Here is a 19616-nt window from a genome sequence, read left to right as displayed (position 1 = left end):
TCTTCCTACGCGTAGCGCAGTGGGGCATCGGGAAGCCGCCGTTCAGGGTCGTCCCAAAGCAGCACCAGGTCTTTGGCGTGGTGTCCGCCCGTGGCGGCGGCCGCGGCCCGCGCCCGGAGCAGGCGCACCTGTTCCGGCCACTGTGCGGGCGCAGCGAGGGCCACATCACTGCACAGACCGGCGAAGAGCGCCTCAGCAGGGCAGGATCCGGCGCCCTCGCCGCCGGAGCAGTCGCGCGGGATCCGATACGGGCATCCGGAGTACGCGGAGTCGGAGCAGCCGTGCAGCTCCGACCTGCGCCACAGGATCACCGGAACGCCCGACGCCAGCGCGACCTCCAGCACGGCCCCGGACGAGGTGTTCCGCAAGGAACCGGCGAGCACCAGCGCGGCCAGGGTCGGCTCGGACTCGATCCACCCTTCGAGGCTCTCCTGGTCGGCCTCGTCGTTGCAGGCGAGCGCCAGCGGTGATCCGTCCGAGCCGTCCCTGGCCATGAAGCGCTTCCAGCGGCGCCACCAGTACTGGTGGAGTTCGTCGTCGTCGAACCGGTCCAGGTCCCGCAGCACCACCGGGTGTTTGCGACCCAGCCTGGACCAGGCCGGACGCGTCCAGGGTTTCCATTCGTCGAAGTCCTGCTCCATGAGGTCCTGGGGAACAATCAGTTCGACCATCACAGGGCCGTCTCCAGGACGGTCCAGGAGGGCCAGTTGCTTCGGCAGCAGGCTCCGCGCCCGGGCGAGCGCGTCCGGGAGCGGGAGCGCCTCGGACTCGGCGGCCGCGGGCGAGATGGCGTCCGGGCCCTCGTAGCGCCACATCGCCACGTGGTAACGGCTCGGATCGACGGCGGACGGTCTGAGGCGGATCATCACGGATGCCTGGACGCCGGAGCGCGTGCCCGGGGTCTTCAGACGCTGGGCCAGCTCGGGGCCGGCCGCTCCCGCAAGGTCGATCCGGGCCTCGAGCCAGTAGCGGAGCTTCTCGGCCAGAGCACCGGGCAACTGTGGGACGACGCCGGCGGCATACAGCAGGGTGACGGACATGCCCCGCTCCGCCGCCACCAGGGCCTGCAACTCGCTGATGACGTCGCGGTGTTCGTGCAGGGGAAGTGGCGGCGGGTCCGCGAAGGGCCCGGCAGCCTCGTGGAAGGCCCGCAGAAGGCCTTCCGGTGAGGGCGAGGGCGCGACGGCGAGCAGACCGAACAGCTTGCGCTGGTCTCTCGGGGAGAAGCTCGTACGCGCACCGCGCGCGTCCTCGGGCACCAACGGGTCGGGCCAGTGCCCGTGGGCCGCGTGATAGGTGTCATGGGCCCGCACCAGTCTCCGGTACACCTCCTGGTCGAGATGGCGCAGCGCTCCCACAGGCGTGGCCACACCGCCCATGTCCGTGTTCTCCAGGCGGGTGGCCTTCGCCACCGCGCAGACTCCGCCGGTGCTCAGATTCAGCACCGGGCCGCCCGACATACCCGGGGTGACCTCGTCCTGCTTCAGCCGGATCAGCAGTCCGGTGCCGAGGTACTGGTCGCCCCCGTAGGCGAAGGTGGAGGTGACGACGTCGGGTTCCCAGCGGAACTTGTCGGAGTACCCGACGGCGGTCAACTGCTGCCCGCCCAGCGGGATCCGGTCGTGCAACCAGGCGCAGGGGTGGTCTTCGGGGGGATCGTGGACTTCCACGATCGCCAGATCGGGATAGGGCCACAGCGCCTCGCCGTCAGGAGCCGGCGAGGCGTCGAGCACCGTGCCTCGCAGACGGCTGCCGCGCCAGAGCAGTTCGACGTGGCTTCCCGCGACACCCGCGACATGGGCGCAGGTGACGACATATCCGGGGGCGGCCAGGAACCCGCTCCCCGCCGTCTGCCCCCGGACCTGGACGAGACACTGCTGTGCGAACTTGCTCAGCTGCGCCGACGACATGGGCCGGTCCCCGGTTCGTTGCGACAGCGCCCCGTCACTCCTGCGACCCTCCCTGCGGCGCCCCCTTGCTCCACGAAAGGGTCACCTTGACGGCCGCGCTGCCGCTCGTCCCGGCGAGCGCGGCGACCAGTCCGTCCTTCCCGAGGGACAGTTCGACTCCGAACTCCACACTCACCTCGTCGGGCGCCGCCTGCGCCACGGCATCGCGGACATTGGCCGCTACGGACCGCAAGGTCGTCTCGAACCCGCGCAGCACCCGGGCTCCGCCGTCGAAGAGTCCGGAGTCCTGTGGTCCCCCGGCGGACTCGACCTGCGCCCAGATCGCCTGCCCGTCCGGAAGCTGCACTTCCATCAGTCGCCGCATGTGCCCACGCCCCCGTATCGGCTTACTGGAATCCACGATAGAGGTGCCACTCCACGGCCCGCAGGGTATTCGAGGGCCTGAGACGTCGGTTATTTGAGGTTCCAACAGTTCCTGACACCGCGTCAGTTAAGTAATCTGACAGTGCGTCAGTTATTGGCTGTCTCACAGGAGCGGGCGGACCGATGCTTGGATCAACCCACGGCACCCTCACCACCGACTCCCGCCGGGCCCGGGTCATCGCCTGCGGTGAACAACCCGGGCCCGCCGTTCACGGCCGGCCCGCCGAGGTCGACGATCTCGACGTCAGCGGTCGGCCGTTGTATGCCGACGTCCCCGATCTGGACCGGTTCTTCCGGCCCGAGTCCGTCGCCGTGATCGGTGCCTCGGACGCCGAGGGGCGGCCGAACACCGGTATCACCCGGCAGCTGGTCGCCTGGGCCGAGCGGGTCGGGGCACGGCTGCACCCCGTGCACCCCACCCGCCCGTCCGTCTTCGGCATCCCCTGCTCCCCCTCCGTCGCCGACCTGCCCGAGCAGATCGATCTCGCCGTCCTGCTGCTCGCCGACCCCCTCCCCGTGATCGAGGAACTCGCGGAGGCCAAGGTCAAGTTCGCGGTCGTCTTCGCCTCCGGGTTCGCGGAGACCGGCGAGGCGGGCGCCGCCGCGCAGGAGCGTCTCGCCGCCGCCGTCGCCCGCTCCGGCATCCGCCTCCTCGGCCCCAACACCAACCTGAACGCCTTCGAGCGGTTCCGCGACGACCTCGACGGGCCGGCGATCGCCCTGATCACCCAGTCCGGCCACCAGGGCCGCCCCGTCTTCGCCCTCCAGGAGCTCGGCATCCGCCTCTCCCACTGGGCACCCACCGGCAATGAGGCCGACCTGGAGACCGCCGACTTCCTCTCCTACTTCGCCGAGCAGCCCGAGGTCGGCGCCATCGCCTGCTACGTGGAGGGGCTCAAGGACGGCCGCTCCTTCCTGCTGGCCGCCGACCGCGCCGCCCGCCGCAAGGTGCCGGTCGTCGCCGTGAAGGTCGGCCGCACCGAGACCGGCGCCCGCACCGCAGCCTCCCACACCGGCAAGCTGACCGGCGCGGACACGGTGGTGGACGCGGCGCTACGGCAGTTCGGTGTGATCCGCGTCGACGGGCTCGACGAACTCCAGGACACCGCGACCCTGTTGGCCCGTGCCAGGCCACCCCGCGCCGACGGCGTCGTCGTCTACTCGATCTCCGGCGGCACCGGCGCCCACTTCGCCGACCTGGCCACCGAGGCGGGGCTGCGGCTGCCGGTGCTGTCGGAGGCCAGGCAGGCCGAGCTGCACCAGTGGATACCGGAGTACCTGAGCGTCGCCAACCCGGTCGACAACGGCGGCCATCCGGTCGGCGACCACCGCGGCCGGAAGATCATCGACGCCATCCTCGACGACCCGGCGGTGGGCGTGCTGATCTGCCCCGTCACTGGGCCCTTCCCGCCCCTCAGCGACAAGCTCGTCCGCGACCTGGTGGACGCGGCCGAGCAGACGGACAAGCTGGTCTGCGTGGTCTGGGGCTCCCCGGTCGGCACCGAACCCGCCTACCGCGACGTCCTGTTGGGCTCCTCCCGGGTGGCCACCTTCCGCACGGTCGCCAACTGCATCACCGCCGTCCGCGCCTACCTCGACCACCACCGCTTCGTCGCCCACTACCGCTCCCCCTTCGACGAGGCGCCGCGCACCACCTCGCCCTCCTTCCGCAAGGCCCAGGCACTGATGCGCCCGGGCCAGCAGCTGAGCGAGCACGCGGCGAAGCAACTGCTGCGGGCGTACGGGATCCGGGTCCCGCGCGAGCAGCTGGTCACCAGCGCGGCAGCCGCCGTACGGGCGGCCGGGCTGGTCGGCTATCCGGTCGTGATGAAGGCCTCCGGCGCGCAGATCGCCCACAAGACCGAGCTGGGCCTGGTGAAGATCGGCCTGACCTCCGCCAGCCAAGTCCGGGACGCCTACCGCGAGTTGACGGACATCGCCCGCTACGAAGGCGTCTCCCTGGACGGCGTCCTGGTCTGCCAGATGGTCGAACGGGGCGTCGAGATGGTCGTCGGCGTCACCCACGACGACCTCTTCGGCCCGACCGTGACGGTAGGGCTCGGCGGGGTGCTGGTCGAGGTCCTGCACGACGTCGCCGTACGCGTGCCGCCCTTCGGCGAGGAGGCGGCCCGGGACATGCTCGGCGACCTGCGCGGACGCGCCCTCCTGGACGGGGTCCGGGGGCGTCCACCGGCCGACCTGGACGCGCTGGTCGAGGTCGTCCTGCGGGTACAGCGCATGGCACTGGAACTCGGCGACGAACTGGCGGAGCTGGACATCAACCCGCTGATGGTGCTGCCCAGGGGGCAGGGCGCGGTGGCGCTGGACGCGTTGGCGGTGTGCCGATGACGGAGGTACTGCACACGACCGACGGCCAGGTCTCGTACGTCACCCTCAACCGGCCGGACGCCCTCAACGCCCTCACTCCCGGCGGACGTGACCGTCTCATCGAGCTGCTGGCCGAGGCATCGGCGGATCCGGACGTGCGGGCGGTGGTCCTCACGGGTGCGGGCCGGGGGTTCTGCTCCGGGGCCGACCTACGGGGCGCCTCCGGCGGCGGGGAGCTGATCCCCGGGGACGTCGCCCGCGTCCTGCGCCTGGGCGCGCAGCGGCTGATCGCCGCCGTGCTGGACTGCGAGAAGCCGGTGATCGCGGCGGTGAACGGTACGGCGGCCGGCCTGGGCGCCCATCTCGCGCTCGCCTGCGATCTCGTACTGGCCGCGGAATCCGCCAAGTTCATCGAGGTGTTCGTGCGCCGGGGCCTGGTCCCCGACGGCGGGGGCGCGTATCTCCTCCCCCGCCTCATCGGCCCCCACCGCGCCAAGGAGCTGATGTTCTTCGGCGATTCGATCACCGCCACCGAGGCCGAACGCCTGGGCCTGGTCAACCGGGTGGTCCCGGACGCGGAGTTGGGAAAGGTGACCCGGGAATGGGCCGCACGCCTGGCCGCGGGCCCCACCCGCGCCCTCACCCTCACCAAACAGCTCGTCAACGCCTCCATGGACTCCGACCGGGCGACGGCCTTCGCCGCCGAGGCCGGGGCCCAGGAGATCAACATGACGACCCAGGATGCCCGGGAAGGCGTACGCAGCTTCGTCGAGCGCAGAAGCCCGGAGTACAAGGGCCGCTGACCTTCCCATCTGACGAGCCGTCAGCTTCAATGGAGGGGTGATGGGACACGCAGGAGCCGCAGCCGCCGCCGTCCGATACCTCAGGTCGGCCAAGACCCCGGCCCCCGTGGAACCGCTGCCGCGCCCGGAGTTGCGGTGTGTCGGCGCGGACGAGCGGGCGCCGGTCGACCAGGCCGAGTTCCGCCGCGTGCTGGGGAACTTCGCGACGGGCGTCACGGTCATCACGGCACCCGGCACCGACGACTCCCCCACCCCCGCCGGCTTCGCCTGCCAGTCCTTCTCCTCCCTCTCCCTCGACCCGCCCCTGGTCGCCTTCATGGTCGGCCGTACGTCGACGACCTGGCCGCGCATCGCCCGCGCGGGCGTCTTCTGCGTCAACGTCCTCGGCGCCCACCAGGGCGAGCTGTGCCGCGGCTTCGCGGTGAGCGGCGCGGACAAGTTCGCGGGTGTGCCCTACGACATGGCACCGGTCTCCGGCTCACCGCGGCTGGCCGGTGCGGCGGCCTGGATCGACTGCACGATCCACGCCGTGCACACCGGCGGCGACCACCTCATCGTGGTGGGGCGGGTGGACGCGCTGGGGTCCGGAGACGCGGACGGGGCACCGCTGTTGTTCCACAGGGGCCGGTTCCTGTAGCCGAAAACGCTCCTTGAGAATGCCGCGGACCAGGATGTCCCAAGGACGAGCGGCCCAGCGACTCTTCCCGGGGATCGGGTCGCGGGCGCGCTCGCCGCCGGCGGAACCGCCTTCGCAGGAGCGGCGACACCGGGCCTCTTGATTGGTGGCTTCCTGAGCGGATGAGCTGTTAGGGATACACTCCTTAGAAGTGCGTTCCTAAGGTGCAATCCGGGAAGTGAGTCATCGTGCAGCAGCCGAGGCCGGCCAAGCCGTCACGGGTCTTCGACCGCGGCTCCGAGTGGGACGCGCTCACCGCCTTCGTCGGCCGTCCCCTGCCGCACGCCGCGCTCGGAGTCCTCAGCGGCAGGCGGCGCATGGGCAAGACCTACCTGCTGCGGGCACTCGTCGAACAGTGCGGCGGGTTCTACTTCGGGGCCACTGACGCCACCGCGGCGGAGTCTCTTCGTCAGTTCAGCGCCGCCCTCGCCGAATACACGGGTTCTCCGGTGGCCTTCTCCTTCGCCACCTGGGACGACGCGGTCTCCTACCTCTTCTCGCTCGGGACCTCCGACGCCCGGACTTCCGGCGGGCCGACACCGGACGCCCCGTTCCTCGTGGTCATCGATGAGTTCCCGTACCTGGTGAGGGCTGCCCCGGAACTGCCCTCGCTGATCCAGCGCGCGATCGACCGCGGCCAGGTGGAGGAGAGCCGCATGCGCCTGCTGCTGTGCGGTTCGGCGATGTCCGTCATGGGCGGGCTGCTGGCGAGCAGCGCACCCCTGCGCGGCCGGGCCCAGCTCGAACTGGTCGTGCGACCGTTCGGGTACCGGGCGGCGGCGGACTTCTGGGGCGTCGCCACCGATCCCGGTCTCGCTGCCCGGCTGCACGCGGTACTCGGTGGTACTCCGGCCTACCGCCGCCAGTTCCTGGCGGACGATGTCCCAGCCGATCTGAACGGCTTCGACGACTGGATCTGCCGCACGGTCCTCTCTCCGTTCAGCCCTCTGTTCCGAGAGGCCCGGTACCTGCTCGCCGAGGAGGCCGACATCCGGGACACTGCGCTGTACCACTCCGTGCTGGCCGCCGTGGCACAGGGCAACACCACCCGCGGAGGCATCGCGGGATACATCGGCCGCAAGTCCGTCGACATCTCACACCCACTCAATGTCCTGGAGGACAGCCATCTCCTGGTACGGGAGGCCGATGTCTTCCGGGCCGGAAAATCCCAGTACCGCATCACCGAGCCCTTGATCAACTTCTACGAAGCCGTCATGCGGCCGGCCTGGGCCCGGCTGGAGGGGGGCCAAGCCGCCGAGGTATGGGCCCAGGCAGGACAGCGCTTCGCGGCGCAGGTGGCAGGTCCGCACTTCGAGGCCATGTGCCGAGAGTACGTACTGGGGCCCGGAAGGACCCTGCTCAGTACCTCTTTGGGCGAGGTGGGCAGCGGTGTCGTGACCGATGCGAAGGAACGCCGGCAGATCGAGGTCGACGTGGCCGTGGTCGAGCGGGGGTCCGGTGGGAGCCGCCCATCGGTCGCCCTGCTCGGCGAGGCGAAGTGGGGCACGGTCATGGGAGTCGCCCACCTCGAGCGGCTCACAAGAGCCAGGGAACTGCTCACCGGGCGCGGCCTGGACACAGCGCACTGCGGGTTGGCATGTTTCAGCGCGGCGGGTTTCTCGGAGGCTCTGAGGGTCGAGGCGGCGCGGGGCGGTGTGCTGTTGATCGGTCTGGAGGAGTTGTACGGACGGTCCGTGCCGGACGGCTTCCTGACCTACTAGGCCGGCAGGGACTGGCCCGTGACCGCGAGTCCCGCGACCGGTACGGCCGGCCGCCGCCTGATCACCAGCGCCATCAGCGCCGCCACCGCGCACAGCGCGCCGGACGCGTACCAGACCATGTCGTAGGAGCCGAAGACGTCGCGGGCCACGCCGCCGAGGAAGGCGATCAGGGCCGCGCCGACCTGGTGGGAGGCGAGGACCCAGCCGAAGACGATCGCGCTGTCCTCGCCGTACTGCTCGCGGCACAGAGCGACGGTGGGCGGGACGGTGGCGACCCAGTCGAGGCCGTAGAAGACGATGAAGAAGAGCATCGGGGGGTGCACCGACGGGGCCAGCAGCATGGGCAGGAAGAGGAGGGAGACGCCGCGCAGGGCGTAGTACACCGCCAGCAGGCGGCGCGGTTCGAAGCGGTCCGTGAACCAGCCGGAGGCGATCGTGCCGACGACGTCGAACACGCCGATCACCGCGAGCAGCGAGGCCGCCGCCTGGATCGGCATGCCGTGGTCGTGCGCCGCGGGCACGAAGTGAGTCTGGATCAGGCCGTTGGTGGAGGCGCCGCAGATCGCGAAGGTGCCGGCCAGCAGCCAGAAGGTGCCGGTGCGGGACGCCGAGACCAGGACCTTGACCGTTCGACGGGCCGCCCCCGTGGCGGGCTCCGGCTTCGGTACGAACTCCTTCGCACCGTACGGCTTCACGCCCACGTCCGCCGGGTGGTCGCGCAGCAGCAGCCAGACGAAGGGCACGACCGCGAGGGCGGCCAGGGCCACCGTGACGGCCGCCGGCCTCCAGCTGTGCTTCTCGACGATCCAGGAGAGAAGCGGCAGGAAGATCAACTGGCCCGAGGCGGACGCGGCGGTGAGGATGCCCGTCACCAGACCACGGCGTTCGGTGAACCAGCGGTTGGTGACCGTCGCCGCGAAGGCGAGGGCCATCGAGCCGGAGCCGAGGCCGACCAGCAGACCCCAGCACAGGAGCAGTTGCCAGGCCGCCGTCATCCATACCGTCAGGCCCGAGCCCAGGGCGATCACCGTCAACGCGACGGCCACGACCTTGCGTATGCCGAACCGGTCCATCAGCGCCGCCGCGAACGGGGCCGTCAGGCCGTACAACGCCAGGTTGATGGAGACCGCCGCGCCGATCGTGCCGCGCGACCAGCCGAAGTCCTCGTGCAGTGGATCGATGAGCAGTCCGGGGAGCGAGCGGAAGGCGGCCGCGCCGATGATCGTCACGAAGGTGACGGCGGCGACGAACCACGCCCGATGCACTGACATGACGCTGCTGAGCCGCGGGCGGGTTCTCTTGACCGGCTGGTTGTCCTCTGCGGTGGCCTCGGCCTCGGTTGTCTGGGTCACGACATAGAGCATCCAGGCCGGAAAGGGACGTAACGAGTGGCCCGGAGGACAGTATTCGTTAGGATCGGGCCATGAGTAGTGCATCAGATGGCCCGGAGTTCCGCCCGCACCGCGTCGTCGTCCTCGCTCTCGACGGCCTGCTCCCCTTCGAGCTGGGCATCCCGCACCGCATCTTCGGGCGCCCGAAGGACGCGCGGGGGCGGCATCTGTACGAGGTCGTCACCTGCTCGATCCGGCCGCCGGGGCCGGTCCAGACCGACGCCGACTTCGCGATCCAGGTCGAGAACGGCCCGGAGGCCCTGGCCACCGCCGACACGGTCATCGTCCCGGCGTCGTACGAGCTCGGCCCGGTCTTCGAGGAGGGCGTGCTCACCGAGGAACTGGCCGCAGCGCTCGCCCACATCCGCCCCGGCACCCGTCTCACCTCCATCTGTACGGGCGTCTACGTCCTCGCCGCCGCCGGCTATCTGGACGGCCGCCCCGCGACCACGCACTGGGCCGAGGCCGAGCACCTCCAGAAGCTCTTCCCGCAGATCGACGTGGACCCGGACGTGCTGTTCATCGACGACGGCGACGTACTGACCTCCGCGGGCGTCGCCGCCGGCATCGACCTGTGCCTGCACATCGTGCGCCGCGACCACGGCACGGCGGTCGCCAACGACGTCGCCCGCCGCACCGTCGTACCGCCGCACCGCGACGGCGGACAGGCGCAGTACATCCAACGCCCGGTCCCGGAGCCCCAGTTGGCGACCACCAGGGGCGCCCGCGCCTGGGCCCTTGGCCGCCTGCACGAGCCGATCCAGCTGCGGGACATGGCCGCGCAGGAGTCCATGTCCGTACGGACCTTCACGCGCCGCTTCCGCGAGGAGGTCGGCGTCAGCCCCGGCCAGTGGCTCACCCAGCAGCGCGTCGAACGGGCGAGGCACCTGCTGGAGTCCAGCGACCTGTCCGTGGACCAGATCGCCCGGGACGCCGGCTTCGGCACGGCCCAGTCGATGCGCCAGCACCTACAGACGACTCTCGGAGTCACCCCCACCGCGTATCGCCGTACCTTCCGGGCGGGGGGTGGGGGTGCGGCCGGGACTGACAGCGGAGCTCGGCCCGACGCGCCCGCCCGGTCCGGAGGGTCTGTCCGGTCCGGGGAGTCTGTCCGGTCCGGAAGGTCCGTCCAGTCCGGCGGGTCCGGAGAGGCCTTCGAGTCCGACGGAACTCTCGGGTCCGACGGGCCTGTCCGGCCCCTGAAGTCCGTCCGGTCCGGGAAGTCCGTCCAGTCCGGCGGGTCCGGAGAGGCCTTCGAGTCCGACAGGCCTGTCCAGTCCGGGAAGTCCGTCCGGTCCAGGGAGTCCGTCCGGTCCTGAGGGCCAGGAGGGTCCATCGAGTCCGACGGAACTCTCCGGTCCGACGGGCCTGTCCGGCCCCTGGAGTCCGTCCGGTCCGGGAAGTCCGTCCAGTCCGGCGGGTCCGGAGAGGCCTTCGAGTCCGACGGGCCTGTCCGACGGACGTACAAGCCCACACCAGGACCTGCCGGGAGACGACGTCGCGGTACGTCATGCGCTCGACGTTAGGCGGCGGCACTGACAACACCCGAAGGGTTTTCCAGACCCTGTGGAAAACCCGCCGCACGCCGCACCGCCCACCGCACCGCCCCCGCACCGCCCACCGCTCAGAACGTCAGCACACCCCTCGCCACCCGCCCCGCCTCCGCGTCCCCCACCGCCTTCTCGAAGTCCTCCACCGGATACGTGGCGGTCACCAACTCATCCAGCAGCAACCGCCCTTGCCGATAGAGCTCCGCGTACAGCGGAATGTCCCGCTGCGGCCGGGAGGACCCGTACCGGCAGCCCAGAATCGACTTGTCCAGGAACATCGACGAGACGAGGAAGGACGCCTCGGCCGTCGCGGAGGCCGTACCGAGCAGCACGGCCTGTCCGTGCCGGTCCAGCAGATCGACGGCCTGCCGCACCAGTTCGACCCGCCCCACGCACTCGAAGGCGTGGTCCACCCCCGTCGGCAGCAGGTCCCGCACCCCTTCCGTGGACGTCAGGAAGTCACTGGCCCCGAACTGCCGGGCCACTGCCTCCTTCCCCGGATTCGCGTCCACCGCGACGATCCGCGAGGCCCCCGCGATCCGCGCGCCCTGAATGACATTGAGACCGATGCCTCCCGTGCCGACGACCAGCACGGACTCCCCCCGATCGACCTTGGCCCGATTGAGCACGGCCCCCACCCCGGTCAGCACCCCGCACCCGATGAGCGCGGCGGACGGCATCGGGATGTCCTTGGGAATCCGCACGGCCTGCACGGCCTTCACCACGGTCCGCTCGGCGAAAGCGGAGTTGGAAGCGAACTGGTAGACCGCCCGCCCGCCCCGCGTGAACGGCTGCCCCGGCCGCCCGATCGCCTTCCGGCACATGGTCGGCCGCCCCCGGTCACAGTCCGCACAGGTGCCGCAGTTGGCGAGCGTGGACAACGACACATGGTCCCCGACCGAGACATGGGTGACACCGTCCCCCACGGCCTCGACCACCCCCGCCCCCTCATGCCCCAACACCACAGGAACGGGAAAAGGTATGGTCCCGTCCACCACCGACAGATCGCTGTGACACAACCCGGCCGCGGAAACGGCGACCTGCACCTCCCCCGCCCCCGGCTCCCGCACCTCCAGGTCGTCGACGACCTCGACCCGCTTCCCGTCGAACAGCACTCCGCGCATCAGACGACTCCCTTGGGCTCCCTCGGCAGACCGAGCACCCGCTCGGCGACGATCGTGCGCTGAATCTGATCCGAGCCGCCGTAGATGGTGTCGGCCCGGGAGAAGAGGAACAGGTGCTGCGACGGGTCGAGTTCATACGGCGACGAAGGCGACCAGTCCCGCGGCCCGACCGCCGCCGCGGCACCGCGCACCTGCACGGCCAGCTCCCCGAGCCGCTGATGCCAGCCGCCCCACAACAACTTGGCCGCGCTGGGTGCCTCCGCATCGGCCGAACTCCCCAGCGTCCGCAGCGCGTTCCACCGCATGACGCGCAACTCGGCCCACTGCCGCACCAGCCTCTCCCGTACGACGGGATCACCGGCGGCCCCCGACTCCACGGCGGCACGCACCACCCGCTCCAACTCCTGTGCGAACCCGATCTGTTGGGCCAGCGTCGAAACCCCCCGCTCAAACCCCAACAGACTCATCGCGACCTGCCACCCCGCGCCCACACCCCCGACGACATGCTCCACCCGCGCGCGTGCCCCGTCGAAGAACACCTCGTTGAAGTCGCTGGTCCCGGTCATCTGCCGGATGGGCCGCACTTCGACACACCCCGGCTGGTCCATCGGCAGGAGGAGAAAGGTCAGCCCGTGGTGCCGCCGGGAGTCCGCGTCGGTACGAGCGAGCACGAAGCACCAGTCGGCTTCACGGGCCAGTGACGTCCAGACCTTCTGCCCGGTGATCCGGTAGTACGACCCCTCCCGCACCGCCGCGGTACGCACGGCGGCAAGATCGGACCCGGCCCCGGGTTCGCTGTACCCCTGACACCACAACTCGTCCCCGGCAGCGATCGGCGGCAGAAACCGCGCCTTCTGCTCCTCCGTCCCATGAGCGAGAAGGGTCGGCGCCAGCAGGTTCTCCCCGATATGCCCGGACCGCGGAGGAGCCCCCGCCCGCGCGTACTCCTCGGCCCAGGCGACCTGTTGAGTGAGCGTGGCGCTGCGATTCCCATAGCCACCCTCAGACCACCCCAGCCCGACCCAGCCGGCCTTGCCGAGAGTGCGTTCCCAGGTACGCCGGTCCGTTTCGGAATCGACGTGCTGGGACAACCACGCCCGAGCCTCCGCCCGAAACGCTTCGTCTTCAGCCCTGAACCCAAAGTCCACTGACGTCTCCTCTGAGCGCCGGTTGCCTCGACCCGCCTAGGGGCGCGGGGAACTCCACACCGAGCTACTGGGCGTTCGGTCGCTCACCGGAACGCGCAGCCCTCTCCATCGCCGTCAACCGCTCAAGCATCGGCATCGGATCCACCCCCACCGACCCCGGCAAGAACTCCGCGATCCGCTCCGGCGTCCAGGAACCCTCCGCATACGCCGAGCGCAGCTCCCGCGGCTGGGCCCACACCGCCAGCTTGGGCCCCGCAATCGTGTACACCTGCCCGGTGACCCCCTGCTCCCGAGCCCTCTCGGACAGCAGATACACCACCAGCGCGGCCACGTCCTCCGGCTCCCCGATCTCCGCCAACTCCATGGGCACGTTGGCCGACATCCGCGTACGAGCAACCGGCGCCACCGCGTTGGCGGTCACCCCGTACTTGTTCAGGCCCAGCGCGGCGCTCCGCACCAGCGAGATGATCCCGCCCTTCGCCGCGCTGTAGTTGGCTTGTGACACCGACCCCTGATGGTTCCCGCTGGTGAACCCGATCAAGGTCCCCGCCCGCTGCTGCCGCATCACCGCGGAGGCGGCCCGGAAGACGGTGAACGTCCCCTTCAGGTGCGTGGCGACGACCGGGTCCCACTCCTCCTCGGACATGTTGAACAACATCCGCTCACGCAGGATCCCGGCGACGCACACCACACCGTCCAGCCGCCCGTACGACGACACCGCGACGTCGACGATCCGCTGCCCGCCGGCCATCGTGGACACGTCGTCGGCGACCGCGACGGCCTCCCCGCCCGCCGCCTCGATCTCCTTGACGACCCCCTCGGCGACCTCACTCGTGGGTGACGACCCGTCGACCGACACCCCGAAGTCGTTGACGACGACCTTCGCCCCCTCGGCCGCCGCGCACAGGGCGACCGCCCGCCCGATACCTCTCCCCGCACCCGTCACGGCGACGACCTTGCCTGCCAAGAAGTTCCCCACGCCCGGCCCCTTCCCGCGGTTTCTGACGGACCGTTAGATTTTAGGACCCGTCAGATACCTGGAGACAAGCCCCGGGGAGAGCCGATGTCACTACCGGCCGAGTTCCATGAGATCGCCAAGCGCGTGAACAACTGGGGGCGTTGGGGCGCCGACGACGAGATCGGCACCCTCAACCTGATCACCGACGAGGTCGTCCGCGAGGCGGCGGCGACCGTCCGCACCGGCCGCCGGGTCCCTCTCGCCCTCCCACTGAAGCAGGACGGAGTGCAGACCGGGATGATCCCGGGCCGCGTCAACCCGCTGCACGCCATGGTGCAGATCAACCAGGAGCTGTTCGGCCCGGGCACCGTCGCCTGCAGCGACGACGCCGTGACCATGGGGCTGCAGGCGGCCACCCACTGGGACGCCCTCACCCATGTCTCGCACTCGGGGAAGCTCTACAACGGCCGCCCGGCCACCTCCATCACCCCGCACGCCGGCGCCGAGTTCAGCGGCATCGACAAGGCGCGGCACATCGTCTCGCGCGGGGTGCTGCTCGATGTCGCCCGCGCGCTGCACAAGGACCGGCTCGACGGCTCGTACGCGGTCACACCGGAGGACCTGGAGGCGGCCGAGGATCTCGCCGGTACGCGCGTGCGTGCCGGGGACGTGGTGCTCGTACGGACGGGGCAGATCCAGGTGTATCTCGCCGGGGACAAGGAGGGATACGGCTATCCGTCGCCCGGGCTGTCGGTCCGCACGCCGGAGTGGTTCCACGCGCGCGATGTGGCCGCCGTGGCCAATGACACGCTCACGTTTGAGATATTTCCGCCCGAGATCGAGGATCTGTGGCTACCGGTGCACGCGCTCGACCTGGTGGAGATGGGGATGCTGCAGGGCCAGAACTGGAATCTCGAAGAGTTGTCCACAGCCTGTGGAGAAACCGGTCGGTACGCGTTCCTGCTGTCCGCGATGCCCGAGCCCTTCGTCGGCGGGACGGGAACTCCGGTGGCCCCCGTCGCCGTTCTCTAGAAGAGCCCTACAGGGCGTCGTCCGGCGGCGCGGCTTCCCCAACCGCCCCGAGTACGGCATATCGCGCCGCCATCCGACCCCGGCGTACCGCCCCAGCTCCCTCCGGCCCCTGAAAGAGCTGACGCCGAACCACGACCCGCACTCGTCGAGGGTTTCCGTCACCGAATCCCTCGTCGTCCCCTCACGGCGAATCGCTGTCCACCAGCGTGATCAAACGGTCACGGCGCGTCAACACCCGTAGGTGGATTTATCACTTACACCCATTTTTGCGGTGACCGCGCACAGGAGCACGCCCCGGCGCACCGCACCCCAACGGCCGGGACGTGACAGCGTTTTCTGCAACCGTGCACCGGACGTGACGAGAATTTCCGCGGTCACACCGTCTCGAACGCCAGCCCCTCATAGGCCGATACGCCGACCGGACAAGCGGCGGCAGCCTCACGGGGCTGGGTACAGCGGTCGAGTTCGCACCAGATGCGCTTGCCCGCCCCCTCGGGGCTCCAGCCCCAGCGGTCGGCGAGACCGTCGACGAGGGCGAGGCCCCGCCCACCGGTCGCGTCACCGTCCACGCACCGGGGCACGGGGGCGCGGTCACTGGTGTCGGCGACCTCCAGGCGGACGGTGGTCGTCTCGGTCGCGCCCTCGGGCAGGGAGAGTCGCAGCACGGCCGGACGGCCGGTGTGCACCACGGCGTTGGTGACGAGTTCGGAGACGAGCAGGATCAGCGTCTCGGCGAGCGGCTCGTCGGGAGTTATCCCGGACCCGGCGAGGCGCGACCGGGCCCACCTCCGGGCTCGCCCCACCTCAGTGGGGTCGGGCCGGATCTCCAGCTGCACTTGAAGCACCTGCACCGCTCACACCATCCGAACCGGCGGACACATGACCTCGTACCACGTGAGCCTCGACAGAGGCGCCACAGCGAGGGCCACGATCGTAGCCATTTTCTGCATGGCCAGAACAACAGCCAGCGCAGAGCCCAGGGCAGGGGTCACGGAACGTGAATCCCTTAAGAGACAGCATGGTTGACGTACAGTCACCCCAACAAGCGCTTCGGGCATATTCCAGCGCGAAGGAGTACCCGTGCGGCATACTGTGCGACGCTCACCATGGGGAGTCGAACAGGCCGGACGCCGGGCTGCCCGGGGGGCAACACCGACACGGCTCGTGCTCGCAGCCACTCGCATCCCACAGAAGGTACCGGAGCGGGCGACCGACTCCGGGCCGTGACGGGTCACGCATAGGACACAACCCGATATCAACGCTCCGTGATTCCGGCATGCCACAATCCGCGACATCCGTGAGAGCGCCTTCCGGGAAAGCCCAGGCCGACCGGGCTCACGCCACCAGATCCGCCGCGAGCAACTCCTCACTCTCCGTGTCGCCCCCGCCACGCTGCGCCCGCACCCATGCCCGCTTCAGCAGCAGATGCACCTCGGACTCCCAGGTGAAGCCCATGCCACCGTGCACCTGGAGGCAGTCGCGAGCCCCGCGCACGGCGGCCTCGTCGGCGAGCAGCCGGGCCGCGGCGATGTCGACCAGGTCGCCCGTGACGGCGGCCGCGTACACCGCGGCACGGGCCACTTCCGCCCGCACCAGCATCTGCGCACACAGATGCTTGACCGCCTGGAAGGCCCCGATCGGCTGCCCGAACTGCTCACGCGTCCGGGCGTGTTGCACGGCCAGCTCACCCGCGCGCGTGGCGGTCCCGAGCTGCTCGGCGGCGGTGAGGAGGACGGCGACGGGGTCGGGGCGGGCCGGGGCGGGAACGCGGTGCAGCGGGGTCAGCGGGTCCACGGACCGCAGCGGTACGGCCCCCTCCGCACCCGGCAGCACGACATCCGCTTCGTCCATCCACTCCACGAGCCTCCCATCGGCAGCGGCCACGACGACCTCCCCCGTGGCCGCACCGGGCACCTCCCCAGCCGCGAGATGCGAGGCCACCAAGGGCCCAGGCACCAGTGACCGCCCAGCCTCCTCAAACACCAAAACGGCTTCGGGCAGCCCGAGTCCGGCCCCTCCCTCCACCTCGGGCAACCGCAGAGAAAAGAACCCGAGCTCACCGAGGGCCCGCCACAGCCCCCTGTCGAGACGTGGCGGGGAATCGCCGGGCGCCTCAACGCCGGCCGACCACCGACCGACCACATCCCGCACAGCGGCTCGCAACGCCTCCTGCTCCACCGTCAGTTGAAAGCGCACTACTCACCTCCCCTTCGGCAACCCAAGAATCCGCTCGGCCACGATGTTCCGCTGAATCTGGGAGGTACCGGCCGCGATGGTGTACGACAGCGACGACAACCGATCGAGCACCCAGGGCTCCCCCAAGTCCAGCGAGCCCGCCCCCAGAACCTCCGCCGCCGCGTCGTACAGCTCCTGCCGCGCATGCGAATACCTCAGTTTGAAGACCGAACCCCCCACCCCCGGAACGCCCCCGCTCCCCTCCGCCTCGCTCACGTTCCACTGAGTGAGCCGCCACAGCGCCCGGAACTCGGCGTTCAACCGCCCCAGCCGCCGCCTGAGCACCGGATCGTCCCAGCGCCCGTTCCTCCGTGCCTCCGCCGCGAGCTCGCCCAGCACACGCCGACACGCGACCACCTCGCCCACGAACGCCGTCCCGCGCTCGAAGGACAGCGTCACCATCGTCACGCGCCAGCCGTCGTTCTCGTCCCCGACCCGGTTGGCGACCGGCACCCGCACGTCGTCGAGGAACACCTCGGCGAACTCGTGCGATCCGGCAAGGGTCTTGAGCGGTCGTACGGTGATCCCCGGGGCGTCCATGGGCATCGCGAGCCATGTGATGCCGCGATGCCTGGGCGCGTCCGGATCCGTCCGCACCAACAACTCGCACCAGTCGGCGACCTCCGCATGCGAGGTCCAGATCTTGGAGCCGGTCACCACATAGGCGTCGCCGTCCCTACGCGCGCGCGTGCGCAGCGCCGCGAGGTCGGAGCCGGCGTCCGGTTCGCTGAAGCCCTGACACCACACCTCCTCGCCGCGCAGGATCGGCGGCAGCCAGCGCGCCCGCTGCTCGGGGGTGCCCTCGGCGGCGACGGTCGGCCCGGCGTGCAGCAGTCCGACGAAACCTGCGCCCACATAGGGCGCGCCGGCCTTCTCGGTCTCCTCCAGGAAGATCAGCCGGATCGTCGGGGAGGCGTCCCAGTGGACGTCGGCGTACCCGGCGTCGTACAGCATCCGCTGCCACCCGAGGTCGTACGCCCTGCGCCCGGGCCAGTCGTCCGGGGACGGCTTCGGCGGGAGCGTCGGCAGCACCTTGCCGAGCCACTGTTTCAACCCCGCCCGGAACTCCTCCTCCTCGGGCGTGCAGGACAGGTCCACTAGCGGTCCAGGTCCAGATCGAGCATGCGGATCGCGTTGCCCCGCATCAGCTTGTAGACCGTCTCGTCGTCGAGGCCCTTCACATGGTCGAGGGCGACCTCCTTGGTGTGCGGGAAGGTCGAGTCGACGTGCGGATAGTCGGTCTCGAAGGTGGCGTTGTCGCGGCCGACCACGTCCAGCGAGGCGACCCCGTGCTTGTCGCGGAAGAAGCAGCAGAACATCTGCCGGTAGTAGTACGTGGACGGCGGTTCCGGGACCAGGTCGCGCACACCGCCCCACGCGCGGTGCTCCTCCCAGACGTCGTCGGCGCGTTCCAGGGCGTACGGGATCCAGCCCATCTGCCCTTCGGAGTAGGCGAGTTTGAGGTTCGGGAACTTCACCAGGACCCCACTGAAGAGGAAGTCCATCATCGAGGCCATGGCGTTGTTGAAGCTGAGGGAGGCCTGGACGGCCGGCGGGGCGTCCGGGGAGGCGGCGGGCATCTGGGACGACGAGCCGATATGCATGTTGACGACCGTGCCGGTCTCCTGGCAGACGGCGAAGAACGGGTCCCAGTAGCCGGAGTGGATGGACGGCAGCCCGAGGTAGGTGGGGATCTCCGAGAAGGTCACCGCCCTCACCCCGCGCGCGGCGTTGCGCCTGATCTCCGCGACCGCCAACTCCACGTCCCACAGCGGGATCAGGCACAGCGGGATGAGCCGTCCGCCGCTGTCGCCGCACCACTCCTCGACCATCCAGTCGTTGTAGGCGCGCACGCACGCGTGGGCGACCTCCTTGTCGTGCGCCTCGGCGAAGGTCTGGCCGCAGAAGCGGGGGAAGGACGGGAAGCAGAGGGACGCCTCGACGTGGTTGAGGTCCATGTCCTCCAGGCGCGCCTTCGGGTCCCAGCACCCGCGCCGCATCTGCTCCCTGGTGATGCCCTCCAGGGTCATCTCGTCGCGGTCGAAGCCGACGGCGGCGATGTTGCGCTTGTACGGGAACTTCAGGTCCTCGTAGATCCACCAGTCGGTCGGCGGGCCCTCCGGGTCCATCGTGATCTGGTACTTGCCGCCGACGTAGGCGAGTTCGCCGATCCCGGCGGTGAGGGCCTGGGGACCGCGGTCGCGGTACTTCTCGGGCAGCCAGGTGTCGAAGAGGTGCGCGGGCTCGATCACGTGGTCGTCGACGCTGATGATGCGGGGCAGTTCGGTGTCCATGGTCCCCTCCGCCGGGCGGCGTT

15 protein-coding genes and 1 pseudogene are annotated in these 19616 nt (G+C 70.3%); 6 read left to right on the top strand and 10 right to left on the bottom strand.

Going from position 1 to position 19616, the window contains the following annotated elements; genetic code table 11:
* Nucleotides 1-5: 5 nt before the first annotated feature.
* Nucleotides 6-1910 (bottom strand): VMAP-C domain-containing protein, encoded by a 1905-nt coding sequence (locus tag ACWC09_RS17895; RefSeq protein ID WP_450851482.1) that lies wholly within the window; start codon nucleotides 1908-1910, stop codon nucleotides 6-8.
* A gap of 34 nt (nucleotides 1911-1944) precedes the next feature.
* Entirely contained in the window at nucleotides 1945-2262 is a 318-nt protein-coding gene (locus tag ACWC09_RS17890) for a CU044_2847 family protein (RefSeq protein WP_450851481.1), read from the bottom strand.
* A 194-nt stretch (nucleotides 2263-2456) separates the two neighbouring features.
* Here ACWC09_RS17890 and ACWC09_RS17885 point away from each other — a divergent pair, with 194 nt between their 5' ends.
* The 4 genes from ACWC09_RS17885 to ACWC09_RS17870 all read left to right on the top strand — a co-directional run bounded on the left by ACWC09_RS17885 (nucleotide 2457) and on the right by ACWC09_RS17870 (nucleotide 7861).
* Nucleotides 2457-4682: an acetate--CoA ligase family protein gene (locus ACWC09_RS17885; protein ID WP_450851480.1), complete on the top strand. Its 2226-nt coding sequence runs from the start codon at nucleotides 2457-2459 to the stop codon at nucleotides 4680-4682.
* The gene (locus ACWC09_RS17880) at nucleotides 4679-5464 is read left to right on the top strand and encodes an enoyl-CoA hydratase/isomerase family protein (protein ID WP_450851479.1); all 786 of its coding nucleotides are present in this window, start codon (nucleotides 4679-4681) and stop codon (nucleotides 5462-5464) included. Before ACWC09_RS17885 ends, ACWC09_RS17880 begins: the two co-directional genes overlap by 4 nt.
* Before the next feature lie 40 nt (nucleotides 5465-5504).
* Nucleotides 5505-6101 carry a flavin reductase family protein gene (locus tag ACWC09_RS17875; RefSeq protein WP_450851478.1) on the top strand — a complete coding sequence of 199 codons (597 nt, stop codon included), beginning with the start codon at nucleotides 5505-5507 and terminating at the stop codon, nucleotides 6099-6101.
* A gap of 227 nt (nucleotides 6102-6328) precedes the next feature.
* Nucleotides 6329-7861, top strand: a complete 1533-nt coding sequence (locus ACWC09_RS17870) for an AAA family ATPase (protein ID WP_450851477.1) — start codon at nucleotides 6329-6331, stop codon at nucleotides 7859-7861.
* Here ACWC09_RS17870 and ACWC09_RS17865 read toward each other — a convergent pair.
* On the bottom strand, nucleotides 7858-9213 hold the full coding sequence (locus tag ACWC09_RS17865; RefSeq protein ID WP_450851476.1) for an MFS transporter: 1356 nt from the start codon (nucleotides 9211-9213) through the stop codon (nucleotides 7858-7860). The genes ACWC09_RS17870 and ACWC09_RS17865 overlap by 4 nt on opposite strands.
* Before the next feature lie 71 nt (nucleotides 9214-9284).
* Here ACWC09_RS17865 and ACWC09_RS17860 point away from each other — a divergent pair.
* Nucleotides 9285-10292: pseudogene (locus tag ACWC09_RS17860) on the top strand (GlxA family transcriptional regulator); the annotation flags it as partial.
* Nucleotides 10293-10876: 584 nt separating this feature from the next.
* Here the strand turns inward: ACWC09_RS17860 and ACWC09_RS17855 are convergent.
* The 3 genes from ACWC09_RS17855 to ACWC09_RS17845 all read right to left on the bottom strand — a co-directional run bounded on the left by ACWC09_RS17855 (nucleotide 10877) and on the right by ACWC09_RS17845 (nucleotide 14053).
* Nucleotides 10877-11926 carry a Zn-dependent alcohol dehydrogenase gene (locus ACWC09_RS17855; RefSeq protein ID WP_450851475.1) on the bottom strand — a complete coding sequence of 350 codons (1050 nt, stop codon included), beginning with the start codon at nucleotides 11924-11926 and terminating at the stop codon, nucleotides 10877-10879.
* A complete protein-coding gene (locus tag ACWC09_RS17850) occupies nucleotides 11926-13074 on the bottom strand; it encodes an acyl-CoA dehydrogenase family protein (protein WP_450851474.1) in 1149 nt (382 codons plus the stop codon). Before ACWC09_RS17850 ends, ACWC09_RS17855 begins: the two co-directional genes overlap by 1 nt.
* 64 nt (nucleotides 13075-13138) lie before the next feature.
* Complete coding sequence (locus ACWC09_RS17845) at nucleotides 13139-14053, bottom strand: SDR family oxidoreductase (protein ID WP_450851473.1); 915 nt, start codon at nucleotides 14051-14053, stop codon at nucleotides 13139-13141.
* An 84-nt stretch (nucleotides 14054-14137) separates the two neighbouring features.
* On the opposite strand from ACWC09_RS17845, the gene ACWC09_RS17840 reads away from it, so the two are divergent.
* Nucleotides 14138-15064 carry a cyclase family protein gene (locus ACWC09_RS17840; RefSeq protein WP_450851472.1) on the top strand — a complete coding sequence of 309 codons (927 nt, stop codon included), beginning with the start codon at nucleotides 14138-14140 and terminating at the stop codon, nucleotides 15062-15064.
* Between the two features lie 374 nt (nucleotides 15065-15438).
* Here ACWC09_RS17840 and ACWC09_RS17835 read toward each other — a convergent pair whose 3' ends face one another.
* The 4 genes from ACWC09_RS17835 to ACWC09_RS17820 all read right to left on the bottom strand — a co-directional run bounded on the left by ACWC09_RS17835 (nucleotide 15439) and on the right by ACWC09_RS17820 (nucleotide 19593).
* Entirely contained in the window at nucleotides 15439-15900 is a 462-nt protein-coding gene (locus ACWC09_RS17835) for an ATP-binding protein (RefSeq protein ID WP_450851508.1), read from the bottom strand.
* A 499-nt stretch (nucleotides 15901-16399) separates the two neighbouring features.
* Nucleotides 16400-17260 (bottom strand): acyl-CoA dehydrogenase family protein, encoded by an 861-nt coding sequence (locus ACWC09_RS17830; protein ID WP_450851471.1) that lies wholly within the window; start codon nucleotides 17258-17260, stop codon nucleotides 16400-16402.
* A gap of 3 nt (nucleotides 17261-17263) precedes the next feature.
* Nucleotides 17264-18397 (bottom strand): acyl-CoA dehydrogenase family protein, encoded by a 1134-nt coding sequence (locus ACWC09_RS17825; RefSeq protein ID WP_450851470.1) that lies wholly within the window; start codon nucleotides 18395-18397, stop codon nucleotides 17264-17266.
* Nucleotides 18397-19593, bottom strand: coding sequence for an amidohydrolase family protein (locus ACWC09_RS17820; protein WP_450851469.1), 1197 nt, complete (start codon nucleotides 19591-19593; stop codon nucleotides 18397-18399). The genes ACWC09_RS17825 and ACWC09_RS17820 overlap by 1 nt, the downstream gene beginning before the upstream one ends.
* Nucleotides 19594-19616 lie beyond the last annotated feature (23 nt).

This window comes from Streptomyces sp. NPDC001617, assembly GCF_053596855.1.
This window is presented reverse-complemented; position numbering and strand designations above follow the sequence as displayed.

What these genes read in the sequence shown, in the direction of transcription:
- ACWC09_RS17895 (WP_450851482.1), bottom strand. Translation starts at nt 1,910, where the DNA reads ATGTCGTCGGCGCAGCTGAGCAAGTTCGCACAGCAGTGTCTCGTCCAG.
- ACWC09_RS17890 (WP_450851481.1), bottom strand. Translation starts at nt 2,262, where the DNA reads ATGGAAGTGCAGCTTCCGGACGGGCAGGCGATCTGGGCGCAGGTCGAG.
- ACWC09_RS17855 (WP_450851475.1), bottom strand. Translation starts at nt 11,926, where the DNA reads ATGCGCGGAGTGCTGTTCGACGGGAAGCGGGTCGAGGTCGTCGACGAC.
- ACWC09_RS17840 (WP_450851472.1), top strand. Translation starts at nt 14,138, where the DNA reads ATGTCACTACCGGCCGAGTTCCATGAGATCGCCAAGCGCGTGAACAAC.
- ACWC09_RS17875 (WP_450851478.1), top strand. Translation starts at nt 5,505, where the DNA reads ATGGGACACGCAGGAGCCGCAGCCGCCGCCGTCCGATACCTCAGGTCG.
- ACWC09_RS17820 (WP_450851469.1), bottom strand. Translation starts at nt 19,593, where the DNA reads ATGGACACCGAACTGCCCCGCATCATCAGCGTCGACGACCACGTGATC.
- ACWC09_RS17885 (WP_450851480.1), top strand. Translation starts at nt 2,457, where the DNA reads ATGCTTGGATCAACCCACGGCACCCTCACCACCGACTCCCGCCGGGCC.
- ACWC09_RS17880 (WP_450851479.1), top strand. Translation starts at nt 4,679, where the DNA reads ATGACGGAGGTACTGCACACGACCGACGGCCAGGTCTCGTACGTCACC.